This is a genomic window from Halopseudomonas salegens, from assembly GCF_900105655.1.
In the GTDB taxonomy this organism is placed as follows: domain Bacteria; phylum Pseudomonadota; class Gammaproteobacteria; order Pseudomonadales; family Pseudomonadaceae; genus Halopseudomonas; species Halopseudomonas salegens.
Window position 1 is genome coordinate 3,097,206 of sequence record NZ_LT629787.1, and the last position, 14,215, is coordinate 3,111,420.

General features: G+C 59.4%; 16 protein-coding genes. 11 read left to right on the top strand and 5 right to left on the bottom strand.

Going from position 1 to position 14,215, the window contains the following annotated elements; genetic code table 11:
- Nucleotides 1-1,278, top strand: coding sequence for a dihydroorotase (locus BLU07_RS14330; protein ID WP_092388164.1), 1,278 nt, complete (start codon nt 1-3; stop codon nt 1,276-1,278).
- Nucleotides 1,279-1,326: 48 nt separating this feature from the next.
- Here BLU07_RS14330 and BLU07_RS14335 read toward each other — a convergent pair whose 3' ends face one another.
- Nucleotides 1,327-2,472, bottom strand: a complete 1,146-nt coding sequence (locus BLU07_RS14335; RefSeq protein ID WP_092388167.1) for a PilT/PilU family type 4a pilus ATPase — start codon at nt 2,470-2,472, stop codon at nt 1,327-1,329.
- 60 nt (nt 2,473-2,532) lie between these two features.
- Complete coding sequence (locus tag BLU07_RS14340) at nt 2,533-3,567, bottom strand: type IV pilus twitching motility protein PilT (protein ID WP_092388169.1); 1,035 nt, start codon at nt 3,565-3,567, stop codon at nt 2,533-2,535.
- A gap of 77 nt (nt 3,568-3,644) precedes the next feature.
- On the opposite strand from BLU07_RS14340, the gene BLU07_RS14345 reads away from it, so the two are divergent.
- The 8 genes from BLU07_RS14345 to hemW all read left to right on the top strand — a co-directional run bounded on the left by BLU07_RS14345 (nt 3,645) and on the right by hemW (nt 9,872).
- A complete protein-coding gene (locus tag BLU07_RS14345) occupies nt 3,645-4,352 on the top strand; it encodes a YggS family pyridoxal phosphate-dependent enzyme (RefSeq protein ID WP_092388172.1) in 708 nt (235 codons plus the stop codon).
- Nucleotides 4,353-4,356: 4 nt separating this feature from the next.
- Nucleotides 4,357-5,205 (top strand): pyrroline-5-carboxylate reductase, encoded by an 849-nt coding sequence (gene proC, locus BLU07_RS14350; protein WP_092388175.1) that lies wholly within the window; start codon nt 4,357-4,359, stop codon nt 5,203-5,205.
- Nucleotides 5,202-5,792, top strand: a complete 591-nt coding sequence (locus BLU07_RS14355; RefSeq protein WP_092388178.1) for a YggT family protein — start codon at nt 5,202-5,204, stop codon at nt 5,790-5,792. Before proC ends, BLU07_RS14355 begins: the two co-directional genes overlap by 4 nt.
- Nucleotides 5,793-5,818: 26 nt before the next feature.
- The gene (gene metX, locus BLU07_RS14360; protein WP_092388181.1) at nt 5,819-6,961 is read left to right on the top strand and encodes a homoserine O-succinyltransferase MetX; all 1,143 of its coding nucleotides are present in this window, start codon (nt 5,819-5,821) and stop codon (nt 6,959-6,961) included.
- A gap of 2 nt (nt 6,962-6,963) precedes the next feature.
- Complete coding sequence (metW, locus tag BLU07_RS14365) at nt 6,964-7,560, top strand: methionine biosynthesis protein MetW (RefSeq protein ID WP_092389896.1); 597 nt, start codon at nt 6,964-6,966, stop codon at nt 7,558-7,560.
- Nucleotides 7,561-7,565: 5 nt separating this feature from the next.
- The gene (locus BLU07_RS14370; protein ID WP_092388183.1) at nt 7,566-8,006 is read left to right on the top strand and encodes a DUF4426 domain-containing protein; all 441 of its coding nucleotides are present in this window, start codon (nt 7,566-7,568) and stop codon (nt 8,004-8,006) included.
- The gene (rdgB, locus tag BLU07_RS14375) at nt 7,999-8,613 is read left to right on the top strand and encodes an RdgB/HAM1 family non-canonical purine NTP pyrophosphatase (protein ID WP_092388186.1); all 615 of its coding nucleotides are present in this window, start codon (nt 7,999-8,001) and stop codon (nt 8,611-8,613) included. Before BLU07_RS14370 ends, rdgB begins: the two co-directional genes overlap by 8 nt.
- Nucleotides 8,614-8,678: 65 nt before the next feature.
- Nucleotides 8,679-9,872 (top strand): radical SAM family heme chaperone HemW, encoded by a 1,194-nt coding sequence (gene hemW, locus BLU07_RS14380; RefSeq protein ID WP_092388189.1) that lies wholly within the window; start codon nt 8,679-8,681, stop codon nt 9,870-9,872.
- Between the two features lie 52 nt (nt 9,873-9,924).
- On the opposite strand, the gene BLU07_RS14385 is transcribed toward hemW, so the two are convergent.
- The 3 genes from BLU07_RS14385 to glnK form a co-directional block, all read right to left on the bottom strand.
- Nucleotides 9,925-10,224, bottom strand: a complete 300-nt coding sequence (locus tag BLU07_RS14385) for a hypothetical protein (protein WP_092388192.1) — start codon at nt 10,222-10,224, stop codon at nt 9,925-9,927.
- 158 nt (nt 10,225-10,382) lie between these two features.
- Nucleotides 10,383-11,630 (bottom strand): ammonium transporter, encoded by a 1,248-nt coding sequence (locus BLU07_RS14390; RefSeq protein WP_092388195.1) that lies wholly within the window; start codon nt 11,628-11,630, stop codon nt 10,383-10,385.
- Nucleotides 11,631-11,681: 51 nt separating this feature from the next.
- On the bottom strand, nt 11,682-12,020 hold the full coding sequence (glnK, locus tag BLU07_RS14395) for a P-II family nitrogen regulator (protein WP_092388199.1): 339 nt from the start codon (nt 12,018-12,020) through the stop codon (nt 11,682-11,684).
- Between the two features lie 405 nt (nt 12,021-12,425).
- Between glnK and BLU07_RS14400 the strand changes: the two genes are divergently transcribed.
- Entirely contained in the window at nt 12,426-12,674 is a 249-nt protein-coding gene (locus BLU07_RS14400; protein WP_092388202.1) for an accessory factor UbiK family protein, read from the top strand.
- 30 nt (nt 12,675-12,704) lie between these two features.
- Nucleotides 12,705-14,210 carry a YifB family Mg chelatase-like AAA ATPase gene (locus tag BLU07_RS14405; protein ID WP_092388205.1) on the top strand — a complete coding sequence of 502 codons (1,506 nt, stop codon included), beginning with the start codon at nt 12,705-12,707 and terminating at the stop codon, nt 14,208-14,210.
- The last annotated feature ends 5 nt before the right edge of the window (nt 14,211-14,215 follow it).

Genomic DNA, 14,215 nt, shown 5'->3' on the forward strand with positions numbered 1-14,215 from the left:
ATGCGACTGACCATTGAAGGCGCCCGGGTGATTGACCCGGCCAGCCAACTCGACAGCATCACCGACCTGCATATCGACGCCGGACTGCTGCACGCCATTGGCGAAGCGCCGGCGGGTTTCGTTGCCGAACGTACCATCGACGCCCGCGGCCTGATTGCCTGTCCCGGACTGGTCGACCTGAACGCCAGTCTGCGCGAGCCCGGGTACAGCCGCAAAGGCAGCATTGCCAGTGAGACCCGGGCTGCTGCCGCTGGCGGCGTCACCAGTCTGTGCAGCACCCCGGACAGTCGCCCGGTACTGGATACCCCGGCAGTCGCCGAACTGATCCTCGATCGCGCTGCCCAGGCCGGCAATTGCCGCGTATTCCCTCTGGCCGCCCTGACCCGGAATCTGGATGGCGAACACCTGAGCGAACTGGTCGCCCTGCGGGATGCCGGCTGTGTCGGCTTTACCCAGGGTCTGGCGCCAATGAACAGCAACCGCATCCTGCGTCGTGCCCTGGAATACGCCGCCGGATTTGATCTGCCGGTGATTTTTACGCCACAGGACCCGGAGCTGGCGGAAGGCGGTATGGCCCATGAAGGCCGCACCGCGACCCGACTTGGGCTGGTTGGCATTCCGGAAAGTGCAGAAACCGTAGCCCTGGCGCGCGACCTGTTGCTGGTCGAACAGACCGGAGTACGCGCCCATTTCAGCGGCCTGACCAGCGCCCGCGCCATGGACATGCTGGCCGATGCCCAGGCCCGAGGCCTGGCGGTCAGTGCCGACGTCGCCATGTACCAGCTGTTGCTGTGCGATGAGAATCTCAGCGACTTTTCCAGCATCCTGCATGTTCTGCCGCCGCTGCGCAGCGACAACGACCGCAGCGCCCTGCGGGCGGCAGTACAGGATGGCGTGGTGCAGGCAATTGCCTCGCATCATCGCCCACATGAACAAGAAGCCACCCGCATGCCCTTTGCCACAGCAGCCAGCGGTATCAGCAGTATCGAAGTGCTGCTGCCGCTGGCGCTGACACTGGTCGCTGATGGCTTGCTGGAATTGCCGGCCCTGCTCAGTCGCCTGACCGTTGGCCCTGCCCAGGCACTGGACCTGCCGGCTGGCCGCTTGCATGTGGGCGACAGCGCCGATATCACCCTGTTCGATCCGGCCGCTGCCAGCCTGATTGGCGAACACTGGCTATCACGCGGACGCAACTGCCCCTTCTTCGGCCAGGGCGTACCCGGCACGGTTACCCATACCCTGTGCAGGGGTCGATTGGTATACCAGAAAAACGTCTAGGGTGAACCCGCGGTCACGGCAGATCTGCCGTGACCGCAGAACAGCTGACTAGCGACGCCGACGCTCGTGGGATTCTTCCTCTTCCTGCAAGGACAGATCCGGGTTGCTGTCCATCAACTGTTTGCCGTCGGTTTCGGAACCCAGCTTGATCATCAGGCGCAAATCGTTGGCGGAATCAGCGTGCAACAAGGCGTCTTCGTAGGTGATTTCACCGGCGCTGTACAACTTGTAAAGCGCCTGATCAAAGGTCTGCATACCCAGCTCATTGGAGCGGGCCATCAGCGGCTTGAGTTCATGCACCTCGCCTTTGCGGATCATGTCGGCCGCCAGCGGCGTATTGATCATCACCTCGATGGCCGCACGCCGTCCCTTGCCATCCGGCAAGGGAATCAGTTGCTGGGCGACAATCGCCTTGAGGTTGAGCGACAGATCCATCCACACCTGCTGATGCATCTCGGTGGGGAAGAAGTGAATGATACGGTCCAGCGCCTGGTTGGCGTTGTTGGCGTGCAGGGTAGCCAGACACAGGTGACCGGTTTCGGCAAAGGCCACGGCATGGTCCATGGTTTCTTTGGTCCGCACCTCACCAATCAGGATCACATCCGGCGCCTGGCGCAAGGTATTTTTCAGCGCGGTTTCAAAGGAGTCGGTATCAATACCGACCTCACGCTGGGTCACGATGCAATTCTGGTGCTGGTGGATAAATTCGATCGGATCTTCGATGGAGATGATATGCCCGCTGGAGTTCTTGTTGCGGTAACCGATCATCGAGGCCAGCGAGGTGGATTTACCGGTACCGGTTGCACCCACAAAGATCACCAGGCCACGCTTGGTCATCGCCAGATCCTTGAGGATCGGCGGCAGACGCAGGTCTTCCATGGTCGGAATATTGATCTCGATACGCCGCAACACCATACCGACCAGGTTGCGCTGGTAAAAGGCACTGACACGGAAACGACCAATACCCCGGGCGCTGATGGCGAAGTTGCACTCGTGTTTTTCGGCAAACTCGCGACGCTGGGCTTCAGACATAACCCCGAGCACCGTCTCGCGGGTCTGTTCCGGCGACAAGGGAGATTTGGTCACGGGCAGGATACGCCCATTGACCTTCATGCTCGGTGCAACACCTGCAGTGATAAACAGATCAGAGGCGCCCTTTTCCACCATCAGACGCAACAGTTTTTCAAAATCCATGATAATCCTCGAATAACAATCTGACCGGCATCCCTATGCCGGCCAGCAACAACCAGCGGTTCAGAAGCCGTCTGTTGTCTTGGCTTTCTCACGCGCCGCATCTTTGGTGACCAGGCCCTGTTGCACCAGCTTTTTCAGGCACATGTCCAGCGTCTGCATACCCAGATTACCGCCGGTCTGGATCGCCGAATACATCTGCGCCACCTTGTCTTCGCGGATCAGGTTACGGATCGCCGGGGTACCAATCATGATTTCATGCGCAGCTACCCGACCGCCACCAATCTTTTTCAGCAGGGTCTGGGAGATAACCGCCTGCAATGACTCGGAGAGCATCGAACGCACCATGGATTTTTCTTCGCCCGGGAATACGTCAACGATACGGTCAATGGTTTTCGCCGCCGAGGTGGTGTGCAGGGTACCGAACACCAGGTGACCGGTTTCCGCTGCGGTCAGTGCCAGGCGAATGGTTTCCAGGTCACGCATCTCACCGACCAGAATGATGTCCGGGTCTTCCCGCAGTGCCGAGCGCAAGGCTTCGGCAAAACCGAGGGTATCGCGGTGCACTTCACGCTGGTTGACCAGACACTTCTTCGATTCGTGAACGAATTCGATCGGATCCTCGATGGTCAGAATATGCTCGTAGCGTGTGTTGTTCAGGTAATCCAGCAAGGCCGCCAGGGTAGTCGACTTGCCCGAACCGGTCGGCCCGGTGACCAGCACCAGCCCGCGGGGAGCATCGGCGATCTTCTTGAAGGTATCGCCCAGACCCAGTTCTTCCATGGTCAGCACCTTGGAAGGAATGGTCCGGAACACCGCCGAGGCGCCACGGTGCTGATTGAAGGCGTTGACCCGGAAACGGGCGACACCAGGCACTTCGAAGGAGAAGTCAGTCTCCAGAAATTCCTCGTAATCCTTACGCTGCTTGTCATTCATGATGTCGTAGATCAGCGCGTGCACTTGCTTGTGCTCCATGGCGGGCACATTGATGCGCCGCACGTCGCCGTCCACACGAATCATGGGTGGCAGTCCTGCCGCCAGGTGCAAGTCCGACGCGCCCTGCTTGGCGCTGAAGGCTAACAGCTCGGTAATATCCATAGGGTTCCCCATTGGGCCTTGCAAGCATGTAGAATGCCGTCAAGGTCACTTCGATTGGCAAGGTATCCAGATTAGTAATGTCAACGATAGCAGATAATATTGCAAACGTTCGTGAACGTATTCAGCGCGCGGCAGAAAATGTCGGCCGCGACGCCGAACAAGTCACCCTGATCGCGGTGAGTAAAACCCGCCCTGCGGCAGCCATTCGCGAAGCCTGGGCGGCGGGTGTCCGCAATGTCGGCGAAAACTACCTGCAAGAGGCGCTGGACAAACAGGCCGAGTTGCCCGACCTGCCCTTGACCTGGCATTTTATTGGCCCGATCCAGTCGAACAAGACCAAGGCCCTGGCCGAGCATTTTGACTGGGTACACAGTGTCGACCGGCTGAAGATTGCTCGCCGCCTGTCCGAGCAACGCCCTGCCGGGTTGGAGCCGCTGAATATCTGCCTGCAGGTGAATATCAGCGGTGAAGACAGCAAGTCCGGCGTCAGCCTGGCCGAGTTGCCCGAGCTGGCCGCTGCGGTCGCTGAACTGCCCAACCTGCGATTGCGCGGGCTGATGGCCATTCCGGCACCGGCCGACGACAGTGAAAGCCGCCGGCAACCGCTCAAGGCCCTGCGTACTGCGCTGCAGGGTCTGGATATGTCGCTGGACACCTTGTCCATGGGCATGACCGACGACCTTACCGAAGCCGTGCAGGAAGGCGCCACTCAGGTGCGCATCGGCACTGCCCTGTTTGGCCAGCGCCACACGACTACCCCCGGCTCCGACTCGACACAAGGATAAGCATATGTCTGCACCTGTTATTGGTTTTATCGGCGCCGGCAACATGGCCACCAGTCTGATCGGCGGCATGTTGCAACAGAACGTGAAACCTGCCCGACTACTGGCCAGTGACCACAATCCTGAACAGGCGGCCAAGCTGGCACGCCAGTTCGGCATTCAGGCGCATACGGACAATGCCCGGCTGGCAGAGGACTGTGACGTGCTGTTGCTGGCCGTCAAACCTCAGGTCATGCAACAGGTTTGCCGTGCACTACCCGCACGCAAACCAGGGCAACTGATCATCTCCATCGCCGCCGGTATCGACTGCCGCAGCCTGGCTGACTGGCTCGGCACCGATGCCGCGATCGTGCGCTGCATGCCGAATACACCCTCATTGCGCCGCCAGGGCGTCAGCGGGCTGTTCGCCAATGCCAACGTCAGCGCCACCCAGAAGCAGCAGGCCGAGCAGATTCTCAACGCCGTAGGCATCAGTCTGTGGCTGGAAGAAGAACAGCTGATCGATGCTGTCACCGCCGTTTCAGGCAGCGGCCCGGCCTACTTCTTCTATTTGATCGAGGCCATGACCGCCGCTGGCGAACAACTTGGCCTGCCGCGCGACACCGCTGAACGCCTGACCCTGTTCACTGCCCTGGGTGCTGCCGATATGGCGGTACACAGTGATGTCGATGCCAGCGAGCTGCGCCGCCGTGTCAGCTCTCCCGGCGGCACCACCGAACAGGCAATCAAGAGTTTTGCCAATGACGACTTCCCGGCGATCATCGCTCGCGGTATGCAGGCGGCCAGCCGTCGCGCTGCCGAACTGGCTGTTGAACTGGGCAGCTCCGATAACGCCACCTCCGAGGACACCCCATGACCGGACTTGATTCTGCCGCCAGCTACCTGATCCAGACTCTCGGCAGCCTCTACCTGCTAGTGGTTTTGCTGCGCTTTATCCTGCAAACCGTGCGCGCCGACTTCTACAACCCGCTGACCCAGTTCATCGTGCGCGCCACGGCGCCGCTACTGAAGCCCCTGCGCCGGGTCATTCCGGGCTTTGGCGGTATCGACTTTGCCTCTTTGCTGCTGGCACTGGTCATACAAGCCATTCTGATTGGCCTGCTTCTGGGTCTGGCCGGTGGCGGCATGCCGGGGCTGCTGCAGATCATTGTCTGGTCTCTGGTCGGCATCACCGCCCTCTTCGTAAAGATCTTCTTCTTTGCCCTGATTATCAGCGTGATTCTGTCCTGGGTCGCTCCGCAGAGCCAGAACCCGGCCGCACTGATCGTGCACCAGATCTGCGAGCCACTGCTGGCACCGATCCGCCGCTTCCTGCCGTCCATGGGCGGACTTGACCTGTCACCGATCTTTGCCTTTATTGCCCTGCGGCTGGTCGACATGCTGTTGATCACCAATCTGGCGATCGCCACCGGCATGCCCCGTGGGCTGACCCTGGCCTATTGAACACCCAATCAGGAACAAGCGACCCGATGTCCCTATTTCCCGACGATTGCGTAGGCCTGGTAACGCCGCAGCGGCAGGCGTTCAGTGAACCCCTGCTGCTCTCCTGCGGGCGCTCCCTGGCGCCCTACGAACTGGTCTACGAAACCTATGGCACGCTGAATGCCTCTGCCAGTAACGCCGTACTGATCTGTCATGCCCTGTCCGGGCACCACCATGCTGCCGGCTATCACCATGAAGATGAACGCAAGCCCGGTTGGTGGGATGCCTGTATCGGCCCGGGCAAGGCCATTGATACCAACCGCTTCTTTGTCGTCAGCCTGAACAACCTCGGTGGCTGCCATGGCTCCACCGGACCCTCGAGCATCGACCCGTCCACCGGCAAGGCCTATGGCGCCAGCTTCCCGGTGGTCACCGTGGAAGACTGGGTACACAGCCAGGCTCGGCTGGCCGACCTGCTCGGTATTCAGCAGTGGGCCTCCGTGGTCGGTGGCAGTCTGGGGGGCATGCAGGCATTGCAGTGGGCGATCAGCTACCCCGAGCGGCTGCGCCATTGCGTGGCCATCGCCACCGCACCCAAGCTGTCGGCACAGAACATCGCTTTCAACGAGGTCGCTCGCCAGGCCATTGTGACCGACCCGGACTTCCACAATGGTGACTATGCCGCCTTCGGCGTCATCCCCAAGCGCGGCCTGACCCTGGCGCGCATGGTCGGGCATATCACCTACCTGTCCGATGATGCCATGGGCAAGAAATTCGGCCGTGACCTGCGCAGCGAACAGCTCAACTATGATCTGACCAGCGTCGAATTCGAGGTGGAAAGCTACCTGCGCTACCAGGGCCAGGAGTTTTCCGGGCGCTTTGATGCCAACACCTATCTGCTGATGACCAAGGCACTGGATTATTTTGACCCGGCTGCCGCACACCAGGATGACCTGGCCCGCACTCTGGCCGGCGTCCAGGCCGACGTCATGCTGATGTCCTTCACCACCGACTGGCGCTTTTCACCGGCGCGCTCACGGGAACTGGTCGATGCCCTGCTCGCCGCCGGCAAACAGGTCAGCTACCTGGAAATCGACGCGCCCCAGGGTCACGATGCTTTCCTGTTGCCGATTCCGCGCTATATCGAGGCCTTCAGTGGCTATATGAACCGAATCGAGGTGGACGCATGAGCCTGCGCGCTGATCTGCAAATCATCGAGCAATGGATTCCCGCTGGTACCCGCGTGCTCGACCTGGGGTGCGGCAGTGGTGAACTCTTGCAACACCTGGGTAATACCAAGCAGGTGCAGGGGTATGGCCTGGAAATCGATCCCGGGCAAATCCAGACCTGTATTGAACGTGGTGTACGGGTTATCGAACAGAACATGGACCTGGGGCTGGACAACTTTGGTGACAACAGTTTCGATACCGTGGTCATGACCCAGGCGCTGCAAGCAGTACACTATCCTGACCGGGTACTGGAAGACATGCTGCGTATCGGCAAGGAAGGCATTCTTACTTTCCCCAATTTCGGCCATTGGCGCTGTCGCATGCACCTCGGCATCAAGGGTCGCATGCCGGTGTCCGAGTTTATGCCCTACACTTGGTACAACACACCGAACATTCATTTTTGTACCTTCAGGGATTTCGAACAGCTGTGCCGCGAACGCTCGATTCGCATCCTTGAACGCCTGGTGGTCGACCAGACCCACCAGACGGGTTGGTTCAGCGGCTTCTGGCCCAACCTGCTGGGTGAGGTTGCGATCTACCGGATAACCCGACAGGAGTAATCATCATGAAACGCTTTGCTCTTTTGCTGTGCAGCCTGCTGTTTGCCGGTGGCCTGTTTGCTCAGGCACAAAGTCCGCAGCGCTTTGGTGACCTGATTGTGTATCACAACACCTTCAACAGCAGCTATCTGCAACCCGACATTGCCGCCCAGGCCGGACTGACCCGCGGTCCCACCCACGGGGTACTCAACCTGCTGGTGCAGAAAAAAACCGATGACGGTCCGGTGCCGGTTGATGCCCGCGTTGACGGTACCGTGACCAACCTCCTGCAGCAAAGCACTCCGCTGCGCTTCATTCGCATCCAGGAAGGTGAGGCCGTTTACTTTCTTGCCAACTACACCGCTGCCCAGCGCGGATTGCTGCGCTTTGAACTGACGATTCAGGAAAGCGAAGGAGCACCAGTGCATACTGTGCGCTTCCAGCAGGAGTTTCACCCGGATGACTGAATTGGCTTTTGATCGGCTGGTACTGGCCAGCGGCAACAAAGGCAAACTGGCCGAACTGCAACAAATGCTCGGTGCCCAGGTCACGGTCATACCGCAAAGCGAGTTCGTCAGTGTCGAAGCTGAAGAAACCGGTCTGACCTTTATCGAGAACGCCATTATCAAGGCCCGGCACGCCGCACATGCCTCCGGCCTGCCGGCACTGGCGGACGACTCCGGACTGGCCGTGGATGCCCTTGGTGGCGCGCCAGGCATTTATTCCGCCCGCTATGCCGATGGCGCCGGCGACAGCGCCAACAACACCAAACTGCTCAAGGCTCTGGATGGCATTCCCGATACCGAGCGCGGTGCGCGCTTTATCTGCGTACTGGCCCTGCTGCGACATGCCGATGATCCGACGCCGATCATCTGCCAGGGTGAGTGGCGCGGGCGCATACTGCACGAACCCAGCGGCGAGTTCGGATTCGGTTACGATCCGCTGTTCTGGGTAGCGGAAACCAACTGCGCCAGCGCCGAATTGCCCGCCGCCCAGAAAAACCGCCTCAGCCACCGAGGCAAAGCCATGGCGCAACTGCGTAAACAACTCGGACTACACGCCGCTGACAGCTGAAAGTATGTCCAGCGTGCGCTTTTCGGCCCCGGTGCAACCCACTTCCTGATCACAGGCTTGGTGCAATGACAACTTCTCCGCAGGCCGACACCCAGCCTTCAGCCTTCAACCTTCAGCCGCCGCCTCTGGCGGCCTATGTTCACATCCCCTGGTGCGTACGCAAGTGCCCTTACTGCGATTTCAATTCGCATGTCAGCGATAACGGACTGCCCGAAGCGGCCTATATAGATGCGCTGATTGCCGACCTGGATCAGGACCTGAACCTGATGGCCGAATACGCTGGCCAGCAACGCGAGCTGACCTCGATCTTTTTCGGTGGCGGTACACCGAGCCTGTTTTCCGCTGCCAGCCTTGCCCGCCTGCTGGACGCCATGGCCTCCCGGCTGACCTTTGCCGGCGATATCGAAATCACTCTGGAAGCCAACCCCGGAACCTTCGAGCAGGCCAAGTTTGCCGATTACCGTCGCGCCGGCATCAACCGGCTGTCGATCGGTATCCAGAGTTTCAATGCCCGACACCTGAAAGCCCTGGGCCGTATCCATGATGACCGGGAAGCCCTTGCAGCCGTCGACATGGCGCGCCGTGCCGGCTTCGACAACCTCAACCTCGATCTGATGCACGGCCTGCCCGGGCAAACTGAAACTGACGCCCTGGCGGATATCGAGCAGGCCATCGCCCTCGGACCCGAGCACCAGTCCTGGTACCAACTCACCCTGGAACCCAACACCCTGTTCTACAGCCAGCCACCGCAGCTGCCGGAAGAAGACATTCTCTGGAGCATTCAGGAAGCGGGGCAGGCCCGACTGGCCGAAGCCGGTCTGCAGCAATATGAAGTCTCTGCCTATGCCCGCGCTGACCGTCAGGCACGGCACAACCTGAACTACTGGCAATACGGCGACTTTATCGGCATCGGCGCTGGCGCCCATGGCAAGCTTACCCGCCCTGACGGGCATATCGAACGCTACTGGAAAACCCGTCTGCCCAAGGACTACCTGAATCCGGACAACGCTTTCTGTGCCGGACGCAAACCGCTGGGCGCGGATGATTTACCCTTCGACTTTCTGATGAATGCCTTGCGCCTGCAGGATGGTGTGCCCAGCCACTGGTATAGCCAACGCACCGGACAGTCGCTGGACAGTATTGCCAGCCAACTGGATAACGCCGTTGAGCGCGGCTTGCTGGAACCCTGGCAGCAACAGCTTCGGCCCACTGCACGCGGCCACCTGTTTCTCAATGATCTGCTCGAGGGGTTTCTTTAGGGGTGCGCGGGCAAGACGCCGACAGCCACGAAGCGGACTCACTTGGTTACCGCTAAATCGGCCGACTACCGTACTTTGACTCGGGCTTGCGTGGCGGATCATTCAGGACGTCTCCACTGACCTCCTGGACCTTGCCACCACGGGCAAGATATTCCTCGATCTGTTGGGCGAGGAACTGTCGCTCACGCTCTTTGGCCGCCAGCGAAGCGCCCTCCAGTTCGTCTTCATTGCTCACAGCAGCAGCTTTCTTGCGGCTTTTGACGCTGCTGTCGTCTTCATCCGCTTCCGGCAGACCGTCCAGATCGTCGTTATCTACCGCATCCATGTCGTCATCAAGATCATCAGTACTCACGGCAGCCACCTTCATAGAAAGGAAAACAGGCTATTTATAGCCCAACTGAAAATTTTCACCAGCCTGAACAGCAACTTTTTCTTTAGCTCGCACCACCCATGCAAACGCAACAGGGCGCCCGAAGGCGCCCTGTTGTTTAACCTGAGTACTGACCAGCGTTAGTTCTTGCTGCTGGTGAACTCCGGATAAGCTTCCATACCGCACTCGGAAATATCCGCACCTTCGTACTCTTCTTCTTCACTGATGCGCAGACCAATGACCGCCTTGATGATGCCCCAGACAATCAGGCTGGCGATGAAGACCCAGACGAAGATACCGACGATACCGACAATCTGTGCGCCGAAGCTGGCATCGCTGTTGGTCAGCGGCACAACCAGCACACCCCAGATACCGGCAGTACCGTGTACCGAGATAGCACCGACCGGATCGTCGAGCTTCAGCTTGTCCAGTGCGAGGATCGAGAAGACCACGATCACACCACCGACACCACCGATCAGCATGGACTGGAAGCCACCTGGAGCCAGCGGCTCGGCAGTGATCGAGACCAGACCGGCCAGAGCACCGTTGATCATCATGGTCAGGTCAGTCTTGCCGAACAGGATGCGCGATACGATCATCGCCGCGATCAGACCACCGGCAGCCGCCATGTTGGTGTTAACCAGCACCTGGGCAACGTTGTTGGCCGAGTCGATGTCAGACATCTTTAGCTCGGAACCACCGTTGAAGCCGAACCAGCCCATCCACAGGATGAAGGCACCCAGGGTAGCCAGCGGCAGATTGGAGCCCGGGATTGCATTGACCTGGCCATTCGCACCGTACTTGCCTTTACGGGCACCCAGCAGAATGACACCGGCCAGAGCACCTACGGCACCTGCCATGTGAACGATACCGGAACCGGCATAGTCAGAGTAACCGATCTCTGACAACCAGCCACCGCCCCAGCTCCAGGCACCCTGAATCGGGTAGATGAAGCCGGTCATGACCACTGCGAAAGCCAGGAAGGCCCACAGCTTCATGCGCTCGGCAACCGCACCGGAGATGATCGACATACAGGCACCAGCAAATACCAGCTGGAAGAAGAAGTCGGAACGCGAGGAGTAGTACGGAGCGTCATCGCCGCCAGCCAATACGTCTTCCACGGTATTTTCACTACCGATCAGGAAGCCCAGGCTGGGGAAGATAGAACCCTCGGAGGAGTACATGATGTAGTAACCGATAATCAGATACATCACCGAAGCGACAGCATACAGGGCGATGTTCTTCGCCAGAATCTCGGTTGTGCTTTTGGCGCGGACCAGGCCCGCTTCGAGCATGGCGAAACCAGCCGCCATCCACATGACCAGAATACCGGCTACCAGAAAGTAGAAGGTATCGATCGCATAAGAAGTGTGAAGAATTTCTTCCATTGGTAAGCCCCCCATATAGGCTTAGATGCAATGTAGTTGGTTGAAACCGCCTTAAACGGCGTCGGTACCGGTTTCCCCGGTTCGAATGCGGATGGCCTGTTCCAGATTGACCACAAAGATTTTGCCGTCACCAATCTTGCCGGTGTTGGCCGCCTTTGAGATGGCTTCAATGACGCGGTCAAGCATATCGTCACCGATGGCCACATCGATTTTTACCTTGGGCAGAAAGTCGACAACATACTCGGCACCACGATACAGCTCGGTGTGACCTTTCTGCCGACCAAAGCCCTTGACCTCAGTGACGGTAATGCCCTGAACGCCAATTTCGGACAGTGCTTCACGCACATCGTCCAGCTTGAATGGCTTGATTACAGCCGTTACTAATTTCATGTGAATACTCCCGTGTTATTCAGACTTGCCCTGGGGGGACAGTGCAAGTCTATGCCGAGTTAGAGGCTTTTAGAAACGGACATTGGCTTTTCTCAAAGTCTCGCTGGGGTTAGCGGCATGCCCTGTTTTGGGCAGGCCAACAAATCGCAGCTGACAAGCTCTCTGCAGGTTCTTTGCCAGCTTTTGTTTTATTCTTTAATTTCATCAACTTAGCGGTTTAATATGGCAACCGGCCGGTATCGCGCACCCTTTTAGTGCGCATTTTTGGTGCATGCCGCCTTTTCCCGGTGCACAACTCTGGTGAGTCAACCGGGTATCGCCACTACTGGGCCTGAAACCCGGCGCAGTGATACACTTGCACAATCTGGTCGGATGCCCCGACCACCCCTGAACACTGGAAGCCCTATGCTGCACAAGGTTCTTATAGGCGCGGTCAGCGGCCAGGCCGCCCGGCTGCTGCTGAGTGACAAAGGCCTGTCCCCGGCGGAGATGGAAAGTCGACTGAAAGTGCTGCTGAACAGCGCACTGAGCAAGCTTGACGTCGTCAGCCGGGATGAATTCGAGACCCAGCAGGTGGTACTGCAACGTACCCGTGAAAAACTCGAAGCGCTGGAACAACGCGTGGCGCAACTGGAGCAACACAAGGAAGGCTGATTTTTTAACCCCGATGATCAAGGAGTGATCATGTCTCTGGCTATCGTACATAGCCGCGCCAAGCTGGGCATTCAGGCGCCGCTGGTAAGTGTGGAAGTTCATCTGGCCAACGGCATGCCGAGCATGACACTGGTCGGCCTGCCCGAAACCGCCGTGCGGGAAAGCAAGGACCGCGTCCGCAGCGCCCTGAGCAACAGTCAACTCGACTTTCCAGGCCTGAAACGCATCACAATCAACCTGGCGCCGGCTGACCTGCCCAAGGAAGGCGGTCGCTTTGATCTGGCGATTGCCCTCGGCTTGCTGTGCGCCAGTGGCCAGATTGATGCCCGTGTGCTGGCTGATTACGAATGTCTGGGCGAGCTTGCCTTGTCCGGTGGTTTGCGACCGATCCAGGGTGTGCTGCCGGCGGCGCTGGCCTGCCGCGAAGCCGGACGCAGCCTGCTGGTGCCGAGCGACAATGCGCAGGAAGCCGCTTTGGTTCGCGGGCTGACAGTTATTACCGCCGACCACCTGCTTGACCTGGTCGCTCACCTGCGCGGTGAAACGCCATTATCCGCGTTCAGCGCCAGCACCCCGGCCACTGCCGAAGCCTATCCCGACCTGTCGGACGTACAAGGCCAGGCGCAGGCCAAGCGGGCGCTGCAAGTGGCTGCCAGTGGTGGTCACAACCTGCTGCTGTTCGGCCCACCGGGTACCGGGAAGACACTGCTGGCCAGCCGCTTGCCCGGCATCCTGCCGCCATTGTCTGAACAACAGGCGCTGGAGGTTGCCGCCATTCAGTCGATTTGTGGGCAAGGCCCCTTGCAGCATTGGCCGCGTCGCCCATTTCGCGCGCCCCATCATGGCGCATCGGCGGCGGCACTGGTCGGTGGCGGCAGCCAGCCGCGTCCAGGGGAAGTCAGTCAGGCGCATCAGGGCGTATTGTTTCTTGATGAACTACCGGAATTCGATCGCAAAGTACTGGAAATGCTCCGCGAGCCACTGGAGTCCGGACAGATTCATATCGCCCGCGCCCGCGAGCAATTGACTTTCCCGGCACGCTTTCAATTGATCGCCGCGATGAACCCGTGCCCCTGCGGCTATCAGGGTGACCCCTCCGGACGCTGCACCTGCACGCCAGAGCAGATCAGCCGATACCGCAGCAAGTTATCCGGCCCACTGCTGGACCGCATCGACCTGCACTTGCCGATGCACAACGAACCGGTTCGTCTGCGCCAGCAAGCGCCGGCGAAACCCGATAGCGCGACCACTGCCGCACTGGTAGCCGCCGCGCAAAAATGCCAACTACAACGTCAGGGCTGCCTGAATGCCCACCTGGGACTGGCCGGACTGCGTGAGCACTGCACACTGAATGAAACAGATGCCAACTGGCTGGAACAGGCTATTGAGCGTCTGGGCCTGTCCCATCGCGCCAGTCATCGTGTGCTCAAGGTTGCGCGCACAGTGGCTGATCTGGCCGCCGTTGCACAGATTGCACGCCCGCACCTGGCGGAAGCCTTGCAGTATCGTCAACTGGACCGTCAGGCCAATCAGTAAGTGCG

What these genes read in the sequence shown, in the direction of transcription:
- BLU07_RS14330 (WP_092388164.1), top strand. Translation starts at nt 1, where the DNA reads ATGCGACTGACCATTGAAGGCGCCCGGGTGATTGACCCGGCCAGCCAA.
- BLU07_RS14335 (WP_092388167.1), bottom strand. Translation starts at nt 2,472, where the DNA reads ATGGATTTTGAAAAACTGTTGCGTCTGATGGTGGAAAAGGGCGCCTCT.
- BLU07_RS14340 (WP_092388169.1), bottom strand. Translation starts at nt 3,567, where the DNA reads ATGGATATTACCGAGCTGTTAGCCTTCAGCGCCAAGCAGGGCGCGTCG.
- BLU07_RS14345 (WP_092388172.1), top strand. Translation starts at nt 3,645, where the DNA reads ATGTCAACGATAGCAGATAATATTGCAAACGTTCGTGAACGTATTCAG.
- proC (WP_092388175.1), top strand. Translation starts at nt 4,357, where the DNA reads ATGTCTGCACCTGTTATTGGTTTTATCGGCGCCGGCAACATGGCCACC.
- BLU07_RS14355 (WP_092388178.1), top strand. Translation starts at nt 5,202, where the DNA reads ATGACCGGACTTGATTCTGCCGCCAGCTACCTGATCCAGACTCTCGGC.
- metX (WP_092388181.1), top strand. Translation starts at nt 5,819, where the DNA reads ATGTCCCTATTTCCCGACGATTGCGTAGGCCTGGTAACGCCGCAGCGG.
- BLU07_RS14370 (WP_092388183.1), top strand. Translation starts at nt 7,566, where the DNA reads ATGAAACGCTTTGCTCTTTTGCTGTGCAGCCTGCTGTTTGCCGGTGGC.
- rdgB (WP_092388186.1), top strand. Translation starts at nt 7,999, where the DNA reads ATGACTGAATTGGCTTTTGATCGGCTGGTACTGGCCAGCGGCAACAAA.
- hemW (WP_092388189.1), top strand. Translation starts at nt 8,679, where the DNA reads ATGACAACTTCTCCGCAGGCCGACACCCAGCCTTCAGCCTTCAACCTT.
- BLU07_RS14390 (WP_092388195.1), bottom strand. Translation starts at nt 11,630, where the DNA reads ATGGAAGAAATTCTTCACACTTCTTATGCGATCGATACCTTCTACTTT.
- glnK (WP_092388199.1), bottom strand. Translation starts at nt 12,020, where the DNA reads ATGAAATTAGTAACGGCTGTAATCAAGCCATTCAAGCTGGACGATGTG.
- BLU07_RS14400 (WP_092388202.1), top strand. Translation starts at nt 12,426, where the DNA reads ATGCTGCACAAGGTTCTTATAGGCGCGGTCAGCGGCCAGGCCGCCCGG.
- BLU07_RS14405 (WP_092388205.1), top strand. Translation starts at nt 12,705, where the DNA reads ATGTCTCTGGCTATCGTACATAGCCGCGCCAAGCTGGGCATTCAGGCG.